The sequence below is a fragment of the Streptomyces sp. PA03-3a genome, from assembly GCF_033792735.1.
GTDB lineage: Bacteria > Actinomycetota > Actinomycetes > Streptomycetales > Streptomycetaceae > Actinacidiphila.
The window spans coordinates 95,083-109,746 of the sequence record NZ_JARAVM010000029.1 but is presented as its reverse complement, the minus strand read 5'-3'; the positions used below and the strand labels follow the sequence as shown (position 1 = coordinate 109,746).

Annotated in this window: 11 protein-coding genes; 6 read left to right on the top strand and 5 right to left on the bottom strand. The window is 72.0% G+C overall.

What is annotated here, in order from left to right:
- Positions 1-14: 14 nt before the first annotated feature.
- Complete coding sequence (locus tag PV342_RS30225) at positions 15-383, bottom strand: VOC family protein (protein ID WP_361009884.1); 369 nt, start codon at positions 381-383, stop codon at positions 15-17.
- A 5-nt stretch (positions 384-388) separates the two neighbouring features.
- Positions 389-1,210, bottom strand: coding sequence for a trans-aconitate 2-methyltransferase (locus PV342_RS30220; RefSeq protein WP_400802689.1), 822 nt, complete (start codon positions 1,208-1,210; stop codon positions 389-391).
- A 121-nt stretch (positions 1,211-1,331) separates the two neighbouring features.
- On the opposite strand from PV342_RS30220, the gene PV342_RS30215 reads away from it, so the two are divergent.
- Positions 1,332-1,829: a MarR family winged helix-turn-helix transcriptional regulator gene (locus PV342_RS30215; protein WP_089222314.1), complete on the top strand. Its 498-nt coding sequence runs from the start codon at positions 1,332-1,334 to the stop codon at positions 1,827-1,829.
- A gap of 452 nt (positions 1,830-2,281) precedes the next feature.
- Positions 2,282-3,472 (top strand): SH3 domain-containing protein, encoded by a 1,191-nt coding sequence (locus PV342_RS30210; RefSeq protein ID WP_500319444.1) that lies wholly within the window; start codon positions 2,282-2,284, stop codon positions 3,470-3,472.
- A 75-nt stretch (positions 3,473-3,547) separates the two neighbouring features.
- On the opposite strand, the gene PV342_RS30205 is transcribed toward PV342_RS30210, so the two are convergent.
- Positions 3,548-4,345 carry a LuxR C-terminal-related transcriptional regulator gene (locus PV342_RS30205; protein ID WP_400802695.1) on the bottom strand — a complete coding sequence of 266 codons (798 nt, stop codon included), beginning with the start codon at positions 4,343-4,345 and terminating at the stop codon, positions 3,548-3,550.
- A gap of 1,081 nt (positions 4,346-5,426) precedes the next feature.
- Between PV342_RS30205 and PV342_RS30200 the strand changes: the two genes are divergently transcribed.
- Genes PV342_RS30200 through PV342_RS30190 form a run of 3 tightly spaced genes read left to right on the top strand, consistent with a single transcriptional unit; the run spans position 5,427 to position 9,012 of the window.
- A complete protein-coding gene (locus PV342_RS30200) occupies positions 5,427-6,668 on the top strand; it encodes an ATP-grasp domain-containing protein (RefSeq protein ID WP_500319442.1) in 1,242 nt (413 codons plus the stop codon).
- Positions 6,665-7,732, top strand: coding sequence for a branched-chain amino acid aminotransferase (locus tag PV342_RS30195; protein WP_400802702.1), 1,068 nt, complete (start codon positions 6,665-6,667; stop codon positions 7,730-7,732). The genes PV342_RS30200 and PV342_RS30195 overlap by 4 nt, the downstream gene beginning before the upstream one ends.
- Complete coding sequence (locus PV342_RS30190; protein WP_400802706.1) at positions 7,729-9,012, top strand: alanine--tRNA ligase-related protein; 1,284 nt, start codon at positions 7,729-7,731, stop codon at positions 9,010-9,012. The genes PV342_RS30195 and PV342_RS30190 overlap by 4 nt, the downstream gene beginning before the upstream one ends.
- A 9-nt stretch (positions 9,013-9,021) precedes the next feature.
- Here PV342_RS30190 and PV342_RS30185 read toward each other — a convergent pair whose 3' ends face one another.
- Positions 9,022-9,987, bottom strand: a complete 966-nt coding sequence (locus PV342_RS30185; protein ID WP_391576424.1) for a helix-turn-helix transcriptional regulator — start codon at positions 9,985-9,987, stop codon at positions 9,022-9,024.
- 297 nt (positions 9,988-10,284) lie between these two features.
- Positions 10,285-13,275: a glycine--tRNA ligase gene (locus PV342_RS30180; protein ID WP_500319439.1), complete on the bottom strand. Its 2,991-nt coding sequence runs from the start codon at positions 13,273-13,275 to the stop codon at positions 10,285-10,287.
- A 308-nt stretch (positions 13,276-13,583) separates the two neighbouring features.
- Between PV342_RS30180 and PV342_RS30175 the strand changes: the two genes are divergently transcribed.
- Complete coding sequence (locus tag PV342_RS30175) at positions 13,584-14,603, top strand: amino acid--tRNA ligase-related protein (protein WP_400802715.1); 1,020 nt, start codon at positions 13,584-13,586, stop codon at positions 14,601-14,603.
- Positions 14,604-14,664 lie beyond the last annotated feature (61 nt).

Here is a 14,664-nt window from a genome sequence, read left to right as displayed (position 1 = left end):
GCGCCGCCGGTGTGTCACGCCGCGTCGACGGGTTCCAGGAACTCCAGGCGGTTGCCGAACGGGTCGTCGGTGTGGAAGCGGCGGTGGCCCGGGAGGTCGCCATCCCAGACGACCGCGGCGCCGCGGGACTCCAGCCGCTCCGCGTAGGCCTCGATGCCGCTGACGCGCAGGCCCGGATGGGCCTTCCGAGCCGGGCGGAAGTCCGCCTCGACGCCGATGTGCAGCTGGACCGCGCCGGTGGCGAACCAGCAGCCGCCCCGGGCGGCGAGCACCGGCGGCTTGGGCACCTCGCTCATCCCCAGGACCCCCGCGTAGAAGGCGCGCAGGATCTCCTCCGAGCCGGGCGGAGCGGCGAGCTGGACGTGGTCCAGGGCGGTGATCACCTGCGTCACCCCGCCTTCCGTGCGACGGCGAAGATCCGCCGGAAGGGGAAGACGGTGCCGTGCGGCCCCGCCGGGTACGCCTTGCGCAGCAGGTCGCGGTACTGGCCGAGGAACTCCCTGGTGGCCTCCGGATCGTCCTCCAGCGCGGTCAGCACGGGGCGCAGCGCCGTCCCCTTGGTCCATTCGAGCACCGCGTCCTCGCCCTGCAGGAGCTGCACGTAGGTGGTCTCCCAGACGTCGACGTCCACCTCGACCTCGGGGATCTCGATGAGCCGCTCCAGGTAGCCGGGGGGCTGGAGGATGTGGACGTAGCGCCGGCCGTGGCCGTCGCCGAGGCGGTCCCGCCAGGCCGGGGAGTCGCAGAGGTCGCCGAGCAGGGCGTGACTGGGCGAGGTGAAGTTGCCGGGGACCTGAAAGGCGAGGACGCCGCCGGGGGCGAGGTGCTCGACCCAGAGGGGGAAGCGGTCGGCGTGGCCCTCGACCCATTGCAGGGCGGCGTTGGAGACGATCAGGTCGTAGGTGCCGTCGGGGATCCAGTGGGCGGCGTCGGCGGCGCGGAAGTGGAGGCTGCCGCCCCCGGGGGTCGGGCCCTCGTGGGCCCGGGCGGCCTCCAGCATCTCGGCGGAGCTGTCGAGGCCGGTGATGCGGGCGGCGGGCCAGCGCTCCGCGAGCAGGGCGGTCACGTTGCCGGGTCCGCAGCCGACGTCGGCTATCCGCGGGCTCGCGCCGGGCAGCTCCGGTATCCGGGCCAGCAGGTCGTGGAAGGGGCGGGTGCGGTGGGTGGAGTGGTGGAGATACTGCTGGGGATCCCAGGCTGCTGCGGGCATGTTTCGAACTCCCTGGCGAGAGATGGATCTCTTCCTGCCGCCGACATTGCCCACAAGGTTCCAGAGCTAATCTCTTGATGTCAAGAGACTTCATGTCGACACAACCACTACACTGATCCCCATGGAGGACGAGGTCGATCGGCTGGTCGCTGCGTGGCGCAGGGAGCGCCCTGACCTCGACGTCGAACCGCTCGAGGTGCTCAGCCGGGTCAGCAGGCTGGCGAGGCACCTGGACCGGGCCCGTCGCCTGGCGTTCTCCGAGCACGGCCTGGAGCCCTGGGAGTTCGACGTGCTCACCTCCCTGCGCCGCGCGGGCGCGCCCTACCAGCTCTCCCCCGGGCAGTTGCTGACCCAGACGCTGGTCACCTCCGGGACGATGACCAACCGGATCGACCGGCTCACCAAGAAGGGGCTCGTGGAGCGGCTGCCCGACCCCTCGGACCGGCGCGGCGTCCTCGTACGGCTCACCCCGGAGGGACGGGACCGGGCGGACCAGGCCCTGGCGGGCCTGCTGGCCCAGGAGCGGGCCATCCTCGGAGAGCTCTCCGGCCGCCAGCGCGGGGAACTCGCGAACCTGCTCCGACAGTTGACCGCGCCCTTCGACAACATCCCCGGCTGACGTCGATCACCCGGCGTGATCGTTGGGGAACGATCACAAACGGCCACGCTCCGCCACCGGTTGCACACACAAAGTGGCGCACTTAGCGTGAGGACCGTGATCGCCGCTTAAAGGCTCAAATGGCCACTTTTGCGGCTGCCGGCGCACCACATTCCGACAACGTCAAGTGGAAGGCGGTCGGGGCGCGTCCGGCTTCCATTTCCCTGGACCCCGCCGGGTCCCGCTCCACCTTGGAGATGCAGATGACTCTGCACACCCGCGCAAGCAAGATAGCCGCAACCGCGGTGACCGGCGCCTTGGCCGGCACCCTCGCCATCGGCACCATGGGCACCGCCTTCGCCACCGACGGCCGGCCTGCCGCCGGGGTGCCTGCCGCTCCTGGACCGGATGGCCAAAGTGAACTCGTTTCCCCTTCCGAGCGTCTCCGGGACCTGTCCCGTGAAGTAGCGGCGGTGTCCGCACGCTCCCCCCACGCGGCCCTGTTCCAGGGCCGCGTCGTCGCCCGTACGGGTCTGCGCGTCCGCAGCGGACCGGGCGTCCAGTTCTCCAGCGTCGGCGTCATCCCCTACAACGCCCTGGTGGCCATCGTCTGCAAATCCGTAGGCAGCCCCATCGCCGGCAACCCGCGCTGGTACCAGCTCAGCGGCAACCTCTGGGCCTGGTCCTCGGCCCGCTTCGTGGCCAACGTCGGTCCGTCACCCGCCTGGTGCAGCGGCACCGGCGGTGTCGGTGGCGTGGGCGGTGTCGGCGGCGTGGGCGGTGTCGGCGGAGTCGGCGGGATCGGCGGTGTCGGCGGGATCGGCGGTGTCGGTGGCGTCGGAGGGATCGGCGTCCCGGGCTTCGTCGGCGGGATCGGCGGGATCGGCGTCTGCCGCAACAACGGGCACGGCGGTCGCGAGCACGGCCGCGGCGACCAGCGCTTCAACGGCGTGGACGACCCGTTCCGCGAGGACAACCGCGCCGAGGACTCCCTGGACAGCGTCGCCCTCGCCAAGCGCAGCGACGGCCCCGGCGGCGGCCGCGGCGGGGTCGGCGGTGTCGGCGGAGTCGGCGGCATCGGCGGAGTCGGTGGCGTCGGCGGCGTCGGCGGTCCCGGTCTCGTCGGCGGTGTCGGCGGCGTGGGCGGTCCCGGCTTCGTCGGTGGACCCGGTGGGGTCGGCGGTGTCGGCGGCATCGGTGGTATCGGTGGTATCGGTGGCGTCGGCGGTCCCGGCTTCGTCGGCGGTCCCGGTGGGGTCGGCGGCATCGGCGGTGTCGGTGGCGTCGGCGGTATCGGTGGTCCCGGCTTCGTCGGTGGACCCGGCTTCGTCGGCGTCCCCGGCCTGAACGGTGGCTTCAACTGCCGTGACAACGGCCGCGGTGGCAACGGCCGGGGCGACAACGGCCACGGTGGCAACGGCGGTAACGGCCGGGGCGACAACGGCCACGGTGGCAACGGCGGTAACGGCCGGGGCGACAACGGCCGCGGCAACAACGAGAGCGACCCCTTCGACGAGGCCGGTGACAGCCGCCGGAACGACAACGGCCGCGACCCGTTCGACGGCCTCAATGACCGCGGTCAGGAGAACGGTCAGCACCGTGACCGTGCCAACGACCGTGACACCAGCCGCTCGGCGCCGGTCACCGGCGTCGGCGGTGAATAACCGCGGGTATCCGCGGTGACCCGGCGGGTCGCTCTCCCCGGTCACGGGGAGGGCGATCCGCCGCGCGCCGTGCCGTCAGACGTGCTGGACGGGGGCCACCGAACCCACGCGGCCGCCGTCACCGTCGACCGGGGGCACGCCGGCCCGGCGGGCCAGCGCCACGGCGGCCAGCGTCGAGTGCACGCCCAGCTTCCCCAGCACGTTCTGCATGTGGGTGCGGACCGTGTGCGGCGACAGGTAGAGCCGTTCGGCGACCGCCTTTCGGCCCAGGCCGGCCACCATGCAGCGCAGCACCTCCTGCTCGCGCGGGGTGAGCGACTCCACCAGCCGCTCGCTCTCCGTGCGGTGCCGGCGGGCGGCCGTCAACTCCCGCAGCACACCGGTGAGCAGCGCGGGCGGCAGGTGCGTCTCGTCGCGCAGGACGCCGCGCATCACGGCCAGCAACCGGGACAGCGAGCAGTCCTTGGCGACCCAGCCGGAGGCGCCGGCCTGCAGGGCCCGGGCGGCCCGGCGCGCGTCGTCCCGCTCCGCCAGCACGACCGTCCGGGTGTCGGGATGCTCGGAACGCACGCGTTCCACCAGGGCGATGCCGTCGAGTCCGGCCTGCGCGCCGCCGTCGGCCGCGCCCGGCGGGGCGGCCTTGGGCGCGCCCATCACCCGGACGCCCACGGCGGAGGTGGCCCCCAGGTCGGCGTCGACCAGCAGTACGTCGTAGCGGCGGCCGTCGGAGGCCGCCCGGTCCAGGCAGCGCTGGGCGGCCGCCCCGCTCCCGGCGGCCGAGACGTCGACGTCTGGTTCGGCCGCGAGGGCGGCCGCGAGCGATTCGGCGAAGATGCGGTGGTCGTCGACGACGAGAACGCGGATACGTCCCACGGGCCCCACTCCCGGCATTCGGCACTTCCCCCCACGGACGAGGTCGATGTGCACGGAGGGCCGGCACCTGGAGCGGACGCCGCACGCCGCCGGGCTAGCAGCCGTCCCCAACCAGGTGCCGAACCCTTGTGTCTCGCCCCCTGATGCCGCCGGCCCCCACCGGCGCTGCCAAAAAGCGTAGGGGCAGGAGCAGACAAAGGCGCCCGAATGGAAAAACTCGCTGGACGGAGTTCCCCGGGACGCGCCCGGGTGTGGCCCGTGGTGCGGTTCTCCACAGGCGTGGACGAGGGGCGGCACGCGGAGTCGCGGTGGCTGCCGCGCCGTCCGGCACGGCAGCGCCACAGGCGCCACAGGCGGTGCGTAACACCGGTGTTCATGTGAACTCCCCCTCGGAGCAAACCCGTTCAGCGAATCCCGGACGCTGATCGGTGGCCTCGCCGGGCGCGTACGTACCGTGGCCGCACATCGGCCTGCCCCGGGCGCACGAGCCGGCCTCCGGCCGCTGCGTGGGCGGGGAACCGGTGCGCCGCGCCGAGGTCCTGGCCCGCGGCCACGACTGCTCCACTCCCGCGTCGGCGCCCGGGGCTTCCGGACTTCCCACTCACCGGGCTCCTCGGTGGGCAGGGGTACGCCCGGGCCAGGGAGCCGTCATCCGCGGTCCCTCGCCTACGGACGTACCTCGCCTGCGAATGCCCGGCTTCCCGGCACGGAAGGCCGCGTAATCGCAACCGGGACTGGGCACGAAAGTGCCAGTCCGCAAAGTGCCAGTCCGATCTGTTGGGCTGGTCCGGTACCTGCGCCAGTATTCCCGCATACACATTTCGCGATGATGGCCATCAAGCGAGCCGGGAGGGCAATCCCGCCTTCCGGTTGGGATCGACCAAGGGTATTGGTGAAATGAAGAATTCCGGTTCCGCTGCCGCCGTCCTCTCTGCTCTCGCCATTCTGACTGCGCTCCTGACCGGCGCATTCACGGCCCCCGCAGCCCATCACACGATGGCGGATTCCTCCGTCACCGTGTCGACGGACAGCCTGAATTGGGACTGACGGCGTACCGGGCGAGAGAGCGAGGGAGAGACCGATGAACATCCTGGTGTGCCGATGGGACCAGGTGACGCTGAACGCGCTGCTCGACCGGGGAGCCGCGGTGACCCTGGTCTTCGACGAGTGGGAGGCGGCCCACCGCGCCATCGACCCGGCGCTGCTCGCCAGGGTCGACCGGCACTACGTGATCCGTAGCTTCGACGCGCTCGACGAAGTGGCGCAGCTCGCCGTCGAGATCCGCTCGACCGGAGTGAAGATCGACCGGGTGCTCAGCCTCTCCGAGTTCAGCCAGTTCAGCGCCGCCTATCTGGCCCAGTTGCTCGGCCTGGACCAGCCGTCCGTCGAGATGTCCGTGCTGATGCGGGACAAGCGGGCCATGAAGGAGCGGGCAAGTCGGGCCGGGATCGCCTGCGCGCGCTTCGTGCCGCTGTCCACGGCGGATGCCGAGGAGTCCGTGCGCCGGGTCGTGTCCGATCTCGGATTCCCCGTCGTGGTCAAGCCCGCCGCTGGACTCGGGTCCGTCGGTACCTCCAAGGTGGCGGACGCCGCCGAGCTGGCCGCCGTGCTCGCGGAGGCGTCCCGGGAGACCACCGTCCAGTTCCTGATGGCCGAAGAGCCCATCGACGGTGAGGAGTTCCACGTCGACGCAGTGTGGGTGGGAGGCAAGGCCCGGGTCTTCGGCGTCAGCCGCTACCTCCGGCCCCGGATGACGGTGCGGACCCCAGGCCGGGAGAACGGCTCGATCCTGCTCCCACGGGAGCGCGAACCCGGCCTGTACCGGGAGATCGAGATGCTCCACGAGCGCCTCAACGCGGCATTCGGCATCACCGACGAGATCACCCACCTGGAACTCTTCCGACGGCCCGACGGCTCCCTGTGGTTCTCCGAGATCGCGACCCGCTTCGCGGGCGGCGCGATACCCGAGACCTTCGGACCGCTCGGGGCGGACCTGCGCGAACTGTGGGTTCAGGCCGTGCTCGGAGCGGACCACGACGTGCCGGTGCTGCGTACGCCCCCGTACCCCTACGTCGGGTGGATCAACCTCGCCCCCGACCGGCCGGGCCGGATCGTCGCGGATCCGGGCGACGAGCTGATCGCGCGGTTCCCGTACGTGCTGGATGTCATCAGGTCCCGTTCCGTGGGCTTCGAGATCGGCGAACTGCACCCCTCCGTGTGGTGCCTGCTGCTGGTGCTGGGGGCCGACAGCGAGGAGGAGTTCCGCTCGCGGACCGCGGAACTGGAGGCCGCGCTGCTGCCCGCGTACGAGGTGGCCGGATGAGCGCCGGTGACGACCCGGCGCCGCTGGGCTTCGGCAACCGGTTCACCTCCCACATGGTGGTGGCCCGGTGGACCACGGAGAAGGGCTGGGGACCGGCCGGCCTCACCGGGCACCGGCCGTTGGAACTGCCGCCCACGGCCATGGCGCTCCACTACGGGCAGGCGATCTTCGAGGGTCTCAAGGCCTATGCGGCGGCCGACGGCACGCTGGCGTTGTTCCGCCCGTGGTTCAACGCCGAGCGTTTTGCACGCAGTGCCGCGCGCCTGGCGATGCCCGAGCTCCCGCCCCAGGTCTTCGTGGCGGCGTGCGAGACCTTGGCCCGCGCCGACGCCGATGAGGTGCCGCGTGGCCAGGGCCAGAGCCTCTACCTGCGACCGTTCATGATCGCGGTGGAGCCGAACCTCGGCGTACGGCCGTCCCGGGAGTACCTGTTCGCGGTCGTCGCCTCGCCGGTGGACCACTTCTTCGCCGGCGGCGGCGAGGCCATCGACGTGTGGTGCCCGGACGGCCTGATCCGCGCCGCCCCCGGCGGTACGGGCGCCGCCAAGTGCGCCGGCAACTACGCCGGCAGCCTGGCCACCAAGGCCGAAGCGCTGGCCAACGGGTGTCAGGAAGTCCTGTGGCTGGACGCCCTGGAACACCGCTGGATCGAGGAACTCGGCGCAATGAACTTCTTCTGCGCCGTTCGCACGCCCGACGGGGAGACGCAGCTGGTCACCCCGGCGCTGTCCGACACGATCCTGGCCGGCAACATCCGTGACAGCCTGCTGCGCCTGGCGGCCGGGCTGGGCCACCGGGTCACCGAGCGGCCCGTCGCCCTCGCGGAACTCACCGCCGACGACAGCCGCGTCACCGAAGCCTTCGCATGCGGCACCGCCGCCTCCGTCGTCCCGATCGGCGTGATCAGGACCCCTCGGGGCCGCACCCTCGTCGGCGACGGGCGGCCCGGCAAACTGACGGCCGCGCTGCGGGACGAGCTCGCCGCCGTGCAGTACGGCCGCCAGCACGACGCGCACGGCTGGATGCACCCGGTCCCCGGGGTGTCCCTCGCCCCCTCGCCGTGAGCCGGGCGGATGTCGCCGCGATCTGCGTGGAGACGGCCGGGCCCGCAGGGCTCGTCGGCTTCCGCAGGGTCACCGCCCGCACCCGGGTCACCGGGTTGTCCAACACGTCGGGCCGCCCGCTGTCCCGGGCGTCGGCGGGCACCGCGGTGGCGCTCGCGCTGGCGGAGAGCCCGTTCCACGCCGAGGGCGGCGGGCAGGCGTGCGACACCGGTGCCGTGCGGTCGGGCGATACCGTGGTCCAGGTGACGGAGGTACGGCGCGGAGCGTCCGGGCACCCGTCCCACCGGGGGCGGGTGTTGTCGGGGGCGATCGCGCCCGGCGACGTGGTGGACGCCGAGGCCGACGGCCCGCGGCGGCTGGCGATCGCACGCTCCCACACCGCCGCCCACGTCCTGCACCATGTACTGCGCGGGCTGCTGGGCGAACAGGCCGTACGCCTTCGTTCCCTGGCCGGGCCCGGTCGGCTGGTCTACGAGTTCCGCCATCGAAGGACGCTGGCCCCGGCCGAACTGACCCTGGTCGAGGAGCGGGTGAACTCCCTGCTGCTCGCAGACCCCGAGGTGACGGCCGGCCGCCGCACAGGTGCCCCCGTGGTGTCCATCGGCGACTTCTCGCGTGAGCAGTGCGGTGGCACGCACGTCTCGCACGGCTCGCTGGCCGGGACGATTCGCGTCCGGAACCAGCGGGTGTCCGCCCCGGGCTTCCTGCGGATCGAGGTGTGGACGGGTTTCGACGCGCTCCGCGCCGTGGACCTCGGCACCCTGAAGCTGCGGGAGCTGACGGAACTGCTGGAGGATCCCGCGCGGGACCCGGTCGACGCCCTGCGGAGCCGGCTCGGGCAACTCGCCCAGTTGCGGCAGGAGGTGGAACGTCTGCGCCAGGCCGATCGGGACCGCCGGGCCGCCGCCCTGGCCGACCGGGCCGAGCTGGTCCGGGGCGGCCTGCTGGTCACCGCTCGCGTGGACGGCCTCGCCCGCAGCGAACTGCCCGTACTGGCCACGGCCGTCGCCGAGCGGCTGGCCTCCGGCCTGGGCCTCGCCGTGCTGGGCGGGGCGGACGGCCCCGTGACGGATATCGCCGCAGCCACCGGGCCCGCCCTGCTCGCCCGTGGAGTCCGGGCCGCCGACGTACTGCTCGGCGCCGCGAACCTCGTCGGTGGGGAGGTCCGCGGCGACGGGACCGCCGCAGTGGTGACCGGCTCCCGCGTGGCCGTGCTGGCAGAGGCGCTGCTCGAGATCCGCGGGGCCGCCCGTGCGGCCCTGGCCGGCGCGCGGCACTGACCGCCCGGCTCAGAGCCAGCCGCGCTCCACCGCGCGCACCCCCGCCTCGAAACGGCTGCGCGCGTCGAGACGGGTCATCAGCCCGGCCATCAACCGGCGCACGCTGCGCAGGGACAGGCCCAGATGCCGCCCGGCCACCTCATCCGTCAGCCCCATGGCGAGCATCCGCAGCAGCTCGCGCTCCTGCGGGGTCAGCCCCTCCTCGTCCCGTGCCGTCGAGGTACCCAGGGGCTTGGCGGACTCCCAGATCCTCTCGAAGAGTTCCACGACAGCGGTGACGAGGCTCGGCTCACGCAGCAGCAGCGCGCCGGAGCTGCTGTCCTCGCAGTCGATCGGCAGGGTGGCGACCTTACGGTCGATGACGATGATCCGCATCGGCATCGTCGGAACCGTCCTGACCTCGCCACCGAGGCCGGCGAGCCAGGCCGCGTACTGCTGGGTGCCGGGGTGGTTGCGGACGCTGTCCAGATAGACGGTGCGCACCGAGACCCCGCGCGCCAGGATCTCACTGTCCAGGGCCCGGCTGGCCTCCATGCTCTCCGGTGACAGCGCCGCCCGGGGGATCAGCGCGAGGACCTCGGCCTCCACCTCCCGTGAGAGCTCCTCGATCCGGTTGCGCGTCGAGTCCAGCCCCCTCAGGTACTCGATGACGCCGCCCTCGGGATGGGTGCGCCCGACCTCGTGTTCCCGCATGAGGTCGGCCAGGGCGGAACGCGCCCGCTCCAGCTTCTGCTGCTGCTTGAGGATCTTGGTCTGCCGACTCGCTATGAGGGCGCCGACGCCGAGGTCGGGTTTGACCGCCGTCCACAGACCGGGTTCGTCGTAGGAGGGCCGCGCGAGGCCCGCGGCCGACAGTTCCGCACAGGCGGTGCCCACGTCCGCCTCGTCAAGGCGAAGCTTTCCGGCCAGCTCGCCCGGGGCCCAGTAGGGCTTGCGGAGCATCGTCCGGTATATCGCCTCGGCCTCGCGGCTCACGCCCAGAAAAGCCAGGGTTCCCCCGCCGGCCGATCTGTTGATTGTTGTACTTTTATTGGCCGGCTCATTTTTGGTCAACAGAATCCCCCACGTACTGTCGGAGCCCGGAGGTGTCCGGCAGTACGGGAAAAGCGGATTGCGCGTCCCCTCACGAGGGGAGTGCCGGGTCGAGCACTCGCTCCGTGCCGCCGTCCGCTCCCGGACCACAGGCTCCGGCGAGTGTACCCGGCACGGAAAAGGGCCCGTGCCCGGCACACGAGGTGCCGGACGCGGGCCCGGAGGAAATCGTCCCGTGGCCTAATTGACTGCCTTCCAGTCCAGCACCGGATCGGCGAGCTCGGTGACCCCCGCGAGCAGCCCGAGCCGGTTCGCTCGCACGGCCGGGTCCTCGGCCATGACCAGCACGTCCTCGAAGAACCGTTCGACCGCGCCGACGAGCTCGGTGGTCTCCTCCGCAAAACGGTCCAGGCGGGTGTCCCCGTCGAGAGCGGCCTGCACCTTCTCCACGGCCGTGAGCAGCCCGGCCTCGGCTCCCTGCTCGAACAGTGCCGGGTCGCAGAGCGGCTCCGTGCCCGGGGGCACGATGCGGCGGATCCGCTGCACCGCCGCGACGAGGGCCTGGAACGCGGGACTCCCGAGCCTCGACTCCAACTCCGCGAGCGTGCCCTCCGCCCGGATCGGGGCCGCTCCCAGGGGCAGGACCGCCCGGACGGGATCGACTCCGTGGCCGGCTTCGAGCAACTGCTGCTCGAAGCGGCGCAGTACGAACTGCAGGGCGTCCTCCAGCGCCTGGGCGGTGGGCGTCACCTTCTGGTACTCCGCGGCGACCGCCAGGCCGGCGTCGACGGTGATGCCGGCCAGTTCCGGCCGGGCCCGCAGGATGTTGACCACGCCGAGCGCCGAGCGGCGCAGGCCGAAGGGGTCGGAGCTGCCGGTTGGTGCGGAACCGATCGCGAACAGCCCCGCCAGCAGGTCGAAGCGGTCGGCGAGCGCCAGCAGCGCGCCGGGAGTGGTGCCGGGGAGGGCGTCTCCGGCGAACCTGGGGAGCTCGGCCTCGTAGAGGGCGTCGGCCACCGCCCCGCCCTCACCGGCCCGCCCGGCGTACTCCCTGGCCATGACCCCGGCCAGGGACGACAGCTCGGTGACCATCTGGGAACCCAGGTCGAACTTGACCAGCCGGGCGGCGCGCTCCACCGTGCCGCGGTCCGCCTCCCCGAGTCCGGCGGCCTCGGCGAGGCGCCCGGCGACCGCGGCGATGCGCTCGGCCCGGTCGGCCATCGAGCCGAGCCGCTCCTCGAAGGTCAGCAGTGCCAGCTTCCGCTTCATGTCGGCCGGCGCGGTCCGCAGATCCGCGTTCCAGAAGAACGCCGCGTCCTCGTAACGGGCCCTCAGTACCGCCTCGTTGCCGGCCCGGACCACATCGTGGTCGCAGGAGCCGTTGGCGACCGCGACGAAGAAGGGCAGCAACCTGCCGTGCTCGTCCTGCACCGGCAGGTAGCGCTGGTGCTTGCGCATGACGGTGACGAGGATCTGGTCGGGCAGGTCGAGGTACTTCGCGTCGAAGCGGCCCAGGATCGGGGTCGGCTGCTCGACCAGGTCCGTGATCTCGGAGACGAGCCCGGCGTACTTCTCCAGGTCCACGGTGCCGCCGGCCTCGGCGGCGAGCCGCAGCGCGCCCTCCTCGACCAGGACGCGCCGCCGCGCGGACTCGACGAGGACACCGTGCCCCGCCAGGAACTCGCGGTAGCCGTCGGCCGACGGCACGTCCACGGACGGCTGAGCCGCGGTGCGGTGGACCTGGGTCGTGCGGCCGGCGACGAGTGTGGAGACGCGGAACGGCAGCACCCGCTCGCCGAGGAGCGCGGTGATCCACCGGATCGGCCGGGTGAAGGCCAGCCCCGGTGCGTTCCACCGCATGTTCTTCTCGGACCTCAGTCCGGTCACCACCCCGGGCAGCGAAGCGCTGAGCACCTCGGCAGCGGGCCTGCCCCGCACCTGCCTGCTGACGGCCACGTGTTCCTGGCCGCCGTGCTCGATCCGCACCAGGTCGCCGGCCTCGACGCCCTGTGCGCGGGCGAAACCGAGGAGGGCCTTCGTCGGCTGTCCATCGGCGTCGAAGGCCGCGGAGACGCGCGGCCCTCGCACGGTCTGCTCGTGATCGCTCTCATGTGCCTCCACCCGCTCGACGACGGCGAGCACACGCCGGGGCGAAGCGGAGACCGTCACCGGCCCATGGCCCAGCCGGGTTGCTTCCAGCGCCTGCTCCAGCGCGAGCCTCACCGCCTCGGCGGTGCGGTTCACCTCGGCCGGTGGCATCTCCTCGACGCCGATCTCCAGTGCGAAGGCGGCGGGCCCGGCATCGTCCTGCTCCGCGACCGCGGGGGACAGCACGGGGTCGGCCGGCGCGGCGGGCGACTCCACGAGGCCGAGGGGATGGCCCAGCTCCTCGCGGCGGGCGGCCCACAGCCCGGCCACTTCGTGGGCGAGGGAGCGCATCCGGCCGAAGGCGCGGGCCCGCTCCGTCGTGGAGATGGACCCGCGGGCGTCGAGGACGTTGAAGGTGTGCGAGCACTTCAGCACGTACGAGTACGCGGGCACGGGCAGCCGCTCGTCGAGCATCCGGCGGGCCTCGCGCGCGTAGGACTCGAAGAGTTCGCGTTGGGTGTCCACGTCCGCTTCGTCGAGGTAGTAGCGGCTCATCTCGTACTCCGCCTGGCCGAACGCCTCGCCGTAGGAGACGCCGGGTGCGTACGCGATGTCCTTGAAGTGGCCGACGCCCTGGAGCGCCATGAGGATGCGCTCCATCCCGTAGGTGATCTCGACGGAGACCGGGTCCAAGGTGATGCCGCCGGCCTGCTGGAAGTACGTGAACTGGGTGATCTCCAGTCCGTCGAGCCAGACCTCCCAGCCCAGTCCCCAGGCCCCGAGCGCGGGCGAGGCCCAGTTGTCCTCCACGAAGCGGACGTCGTGGGCGGCAGTGTCGATGCCGAGCGCCCGCAGGCTGCCGAGGTAGAGCTCCTGGGCGTTGCCCGGCTCCGGCTTGAGGATCACCTGGTACTGGGTGTGGGTCTGGAGGCGGTTGGGGTTCTCGCCGTAGCGGGAGTCGTCGGGACGCACACTGGGTTCGACGTACGCGACCCGCCAGGGCTCGGGCCCCTGGACCCGCAGGAACGTCGCGGGGTTGAGGGTACCCGCGCCGACCTCGGTGTTCATCGGCTGGGCCGCCAGGCAACCCTGCTCGGTCCAGTACCGGTTCAGGGCGAGCAGAGCGTCTTGCATCGTGAGCATGAGTGGGCGCCCCCAGGGCTGAGCGGTCGGGCGGAGGAGCCCCGATTCTATGCAGCGGCCACGTACGCACGCCGGATCCGGCCCGGGCACCAACGTGCCACGGTCCTAGCTGCCAGCCCGAATCCTTGGCCCCCCTCCGAAGCGTGTGCGCATAGTGGTCCGGCCGGCGGCACCGCGGTTCTCCCCCCACCCGGGCCTTCGTTCGGGGCACCCCGCACGACTCGCCCGCCTCCCTTCCCTCTTCCGGTCACCGCCCCGGATCCACCGGAGATCCCCGGCGGTGGCCGTCATTCGACTAGGAACGGTTAATGAGCAGCAAGAGCGAGTTTTCCCACGGCGGTTGGCGTCCAGCGCCGGACCGCTTCCTCGACATCGTGGAACAGCCTCTCTACCGCACGCTGGTCGACCTCCAGGACCTGGTCACCACGGAGACGGCGGCGTTCTGGAGCGCACGCGGCGTCAAGTCCCTGCACCTGCCGGTCACCACCAACAGCATCTCCAGCCCGATGGGCCTGGGCAGCGACTCGTTGCCGGTCGAGATCGACCTGTTCGGGCAGCGCACCTTCCTCGCCGACTCGATGCAGTTCATGCTCGAGTACGGGTGCCGGCTCGCTCCGGACGGCGCCTGGTACCTGATGCCGAGCTTCCGCGGCGAGGACTGCGACGAGTCCCACCTCAACCAGTTCTTCCACAGCGAGGCGGAACTGGCGGGTGGGCTGGACGACTGCATCAGCGTGGTCGACGCCTACATCAGCAGCCTGGCGTCGTCCGTCATGGAGCGACACGAGGGGGCCGTCGGCGAACTGGCGGGCACCACCGCGCACATCGAACAGATGCTCGCCATGGACGGCTTCCCGCGGATGACCTTCGACGAGGCCGTCGCCCACCTGGGTTCCGACTCCCACGCCGTGGAGTACCACGACGGATGGCGGACGCTCACCCGGCACGGCGAGCGCCGGCTGATGGAGGAGGTCAGCCCGGTCCTGTGGGTGACCCACTACGACCACCTCTCGGTGCCCTTCTACCAGGCCTACGGTGACGACGGGCGGCGCACGGCCCTCAACGGCGACCTCCTCTTCGGCGTCGGGGAGACCGTCGGTTGCGGCGAGCGGCACTTCGACGGCGAGCAGACGCGCCGCGCGCTCGCCCACCACCAGGTGCCGGAGGAGTCCTACGGCTGGTACGTGCAGATGAAGGAGCGAACCCCGATGCGCACTTCGGGGTTCGGCCTCGGTGTCGAACGCTGGTTCATGTGGGTCCTGAACCAGAAGGACATCCGCGAGCTGCAGCTGGCCCCACGCCTGAACGGTGTCGCGCTGACCCCGTGAACCGTGACCGACGGCCCGTTGCCGGCCGGTCCCGGTCCCCGCGAGGACGCGTCCGCGTCCC

Excerpts from the sequence above, each read along its gene's own strand:
- PV342_RS30180 (WP_500319439.1), bottom strand. The coding sequence starts at position 13,275 with ATGCTCACGATGCAAGACGCTCTGCTCGCCCTGAACCGGTACTGGACC.
- PV342_RS30220 (WP_400802689.1), bottom strand. The coding sequence starts at position 1,210 with ATGCCCGCAGCAGCCTGGGATCCCCAGCAGTATCTCCACCACTCCACC.
- PV342_RS30200 (WP_500319442.1), top strand. The coding sequence starts at position 5,427 with ATGAACATCCTGGTGTGCCGATGGGACCAGGTGACGCTGAACGCGCTG.
- PV342_RS30195 (WP_400802702.1), top strand. The coding sequence starts at position 6,665 with ATGAGCGCCGGTGACGACCCGGCGCCGCTGGGCTTCGGCAACCGGTTC.
- PV342_RS30215 (WP_089222314.1), top strand. The coding sequence starts at position 1,332 with ATGGAGGACGAGGTCGATCGGCTGGTCGCTGCGTGGCGCAGGGAGCGC.
- PV342_RS30175 (WP_400802715.1), top strand. The coding sequence starts at position 13,584 with ATGAGCAGCAAGAGCGAGTTTTCCCACGGCGGTTGGCGTCCAGCGCCG.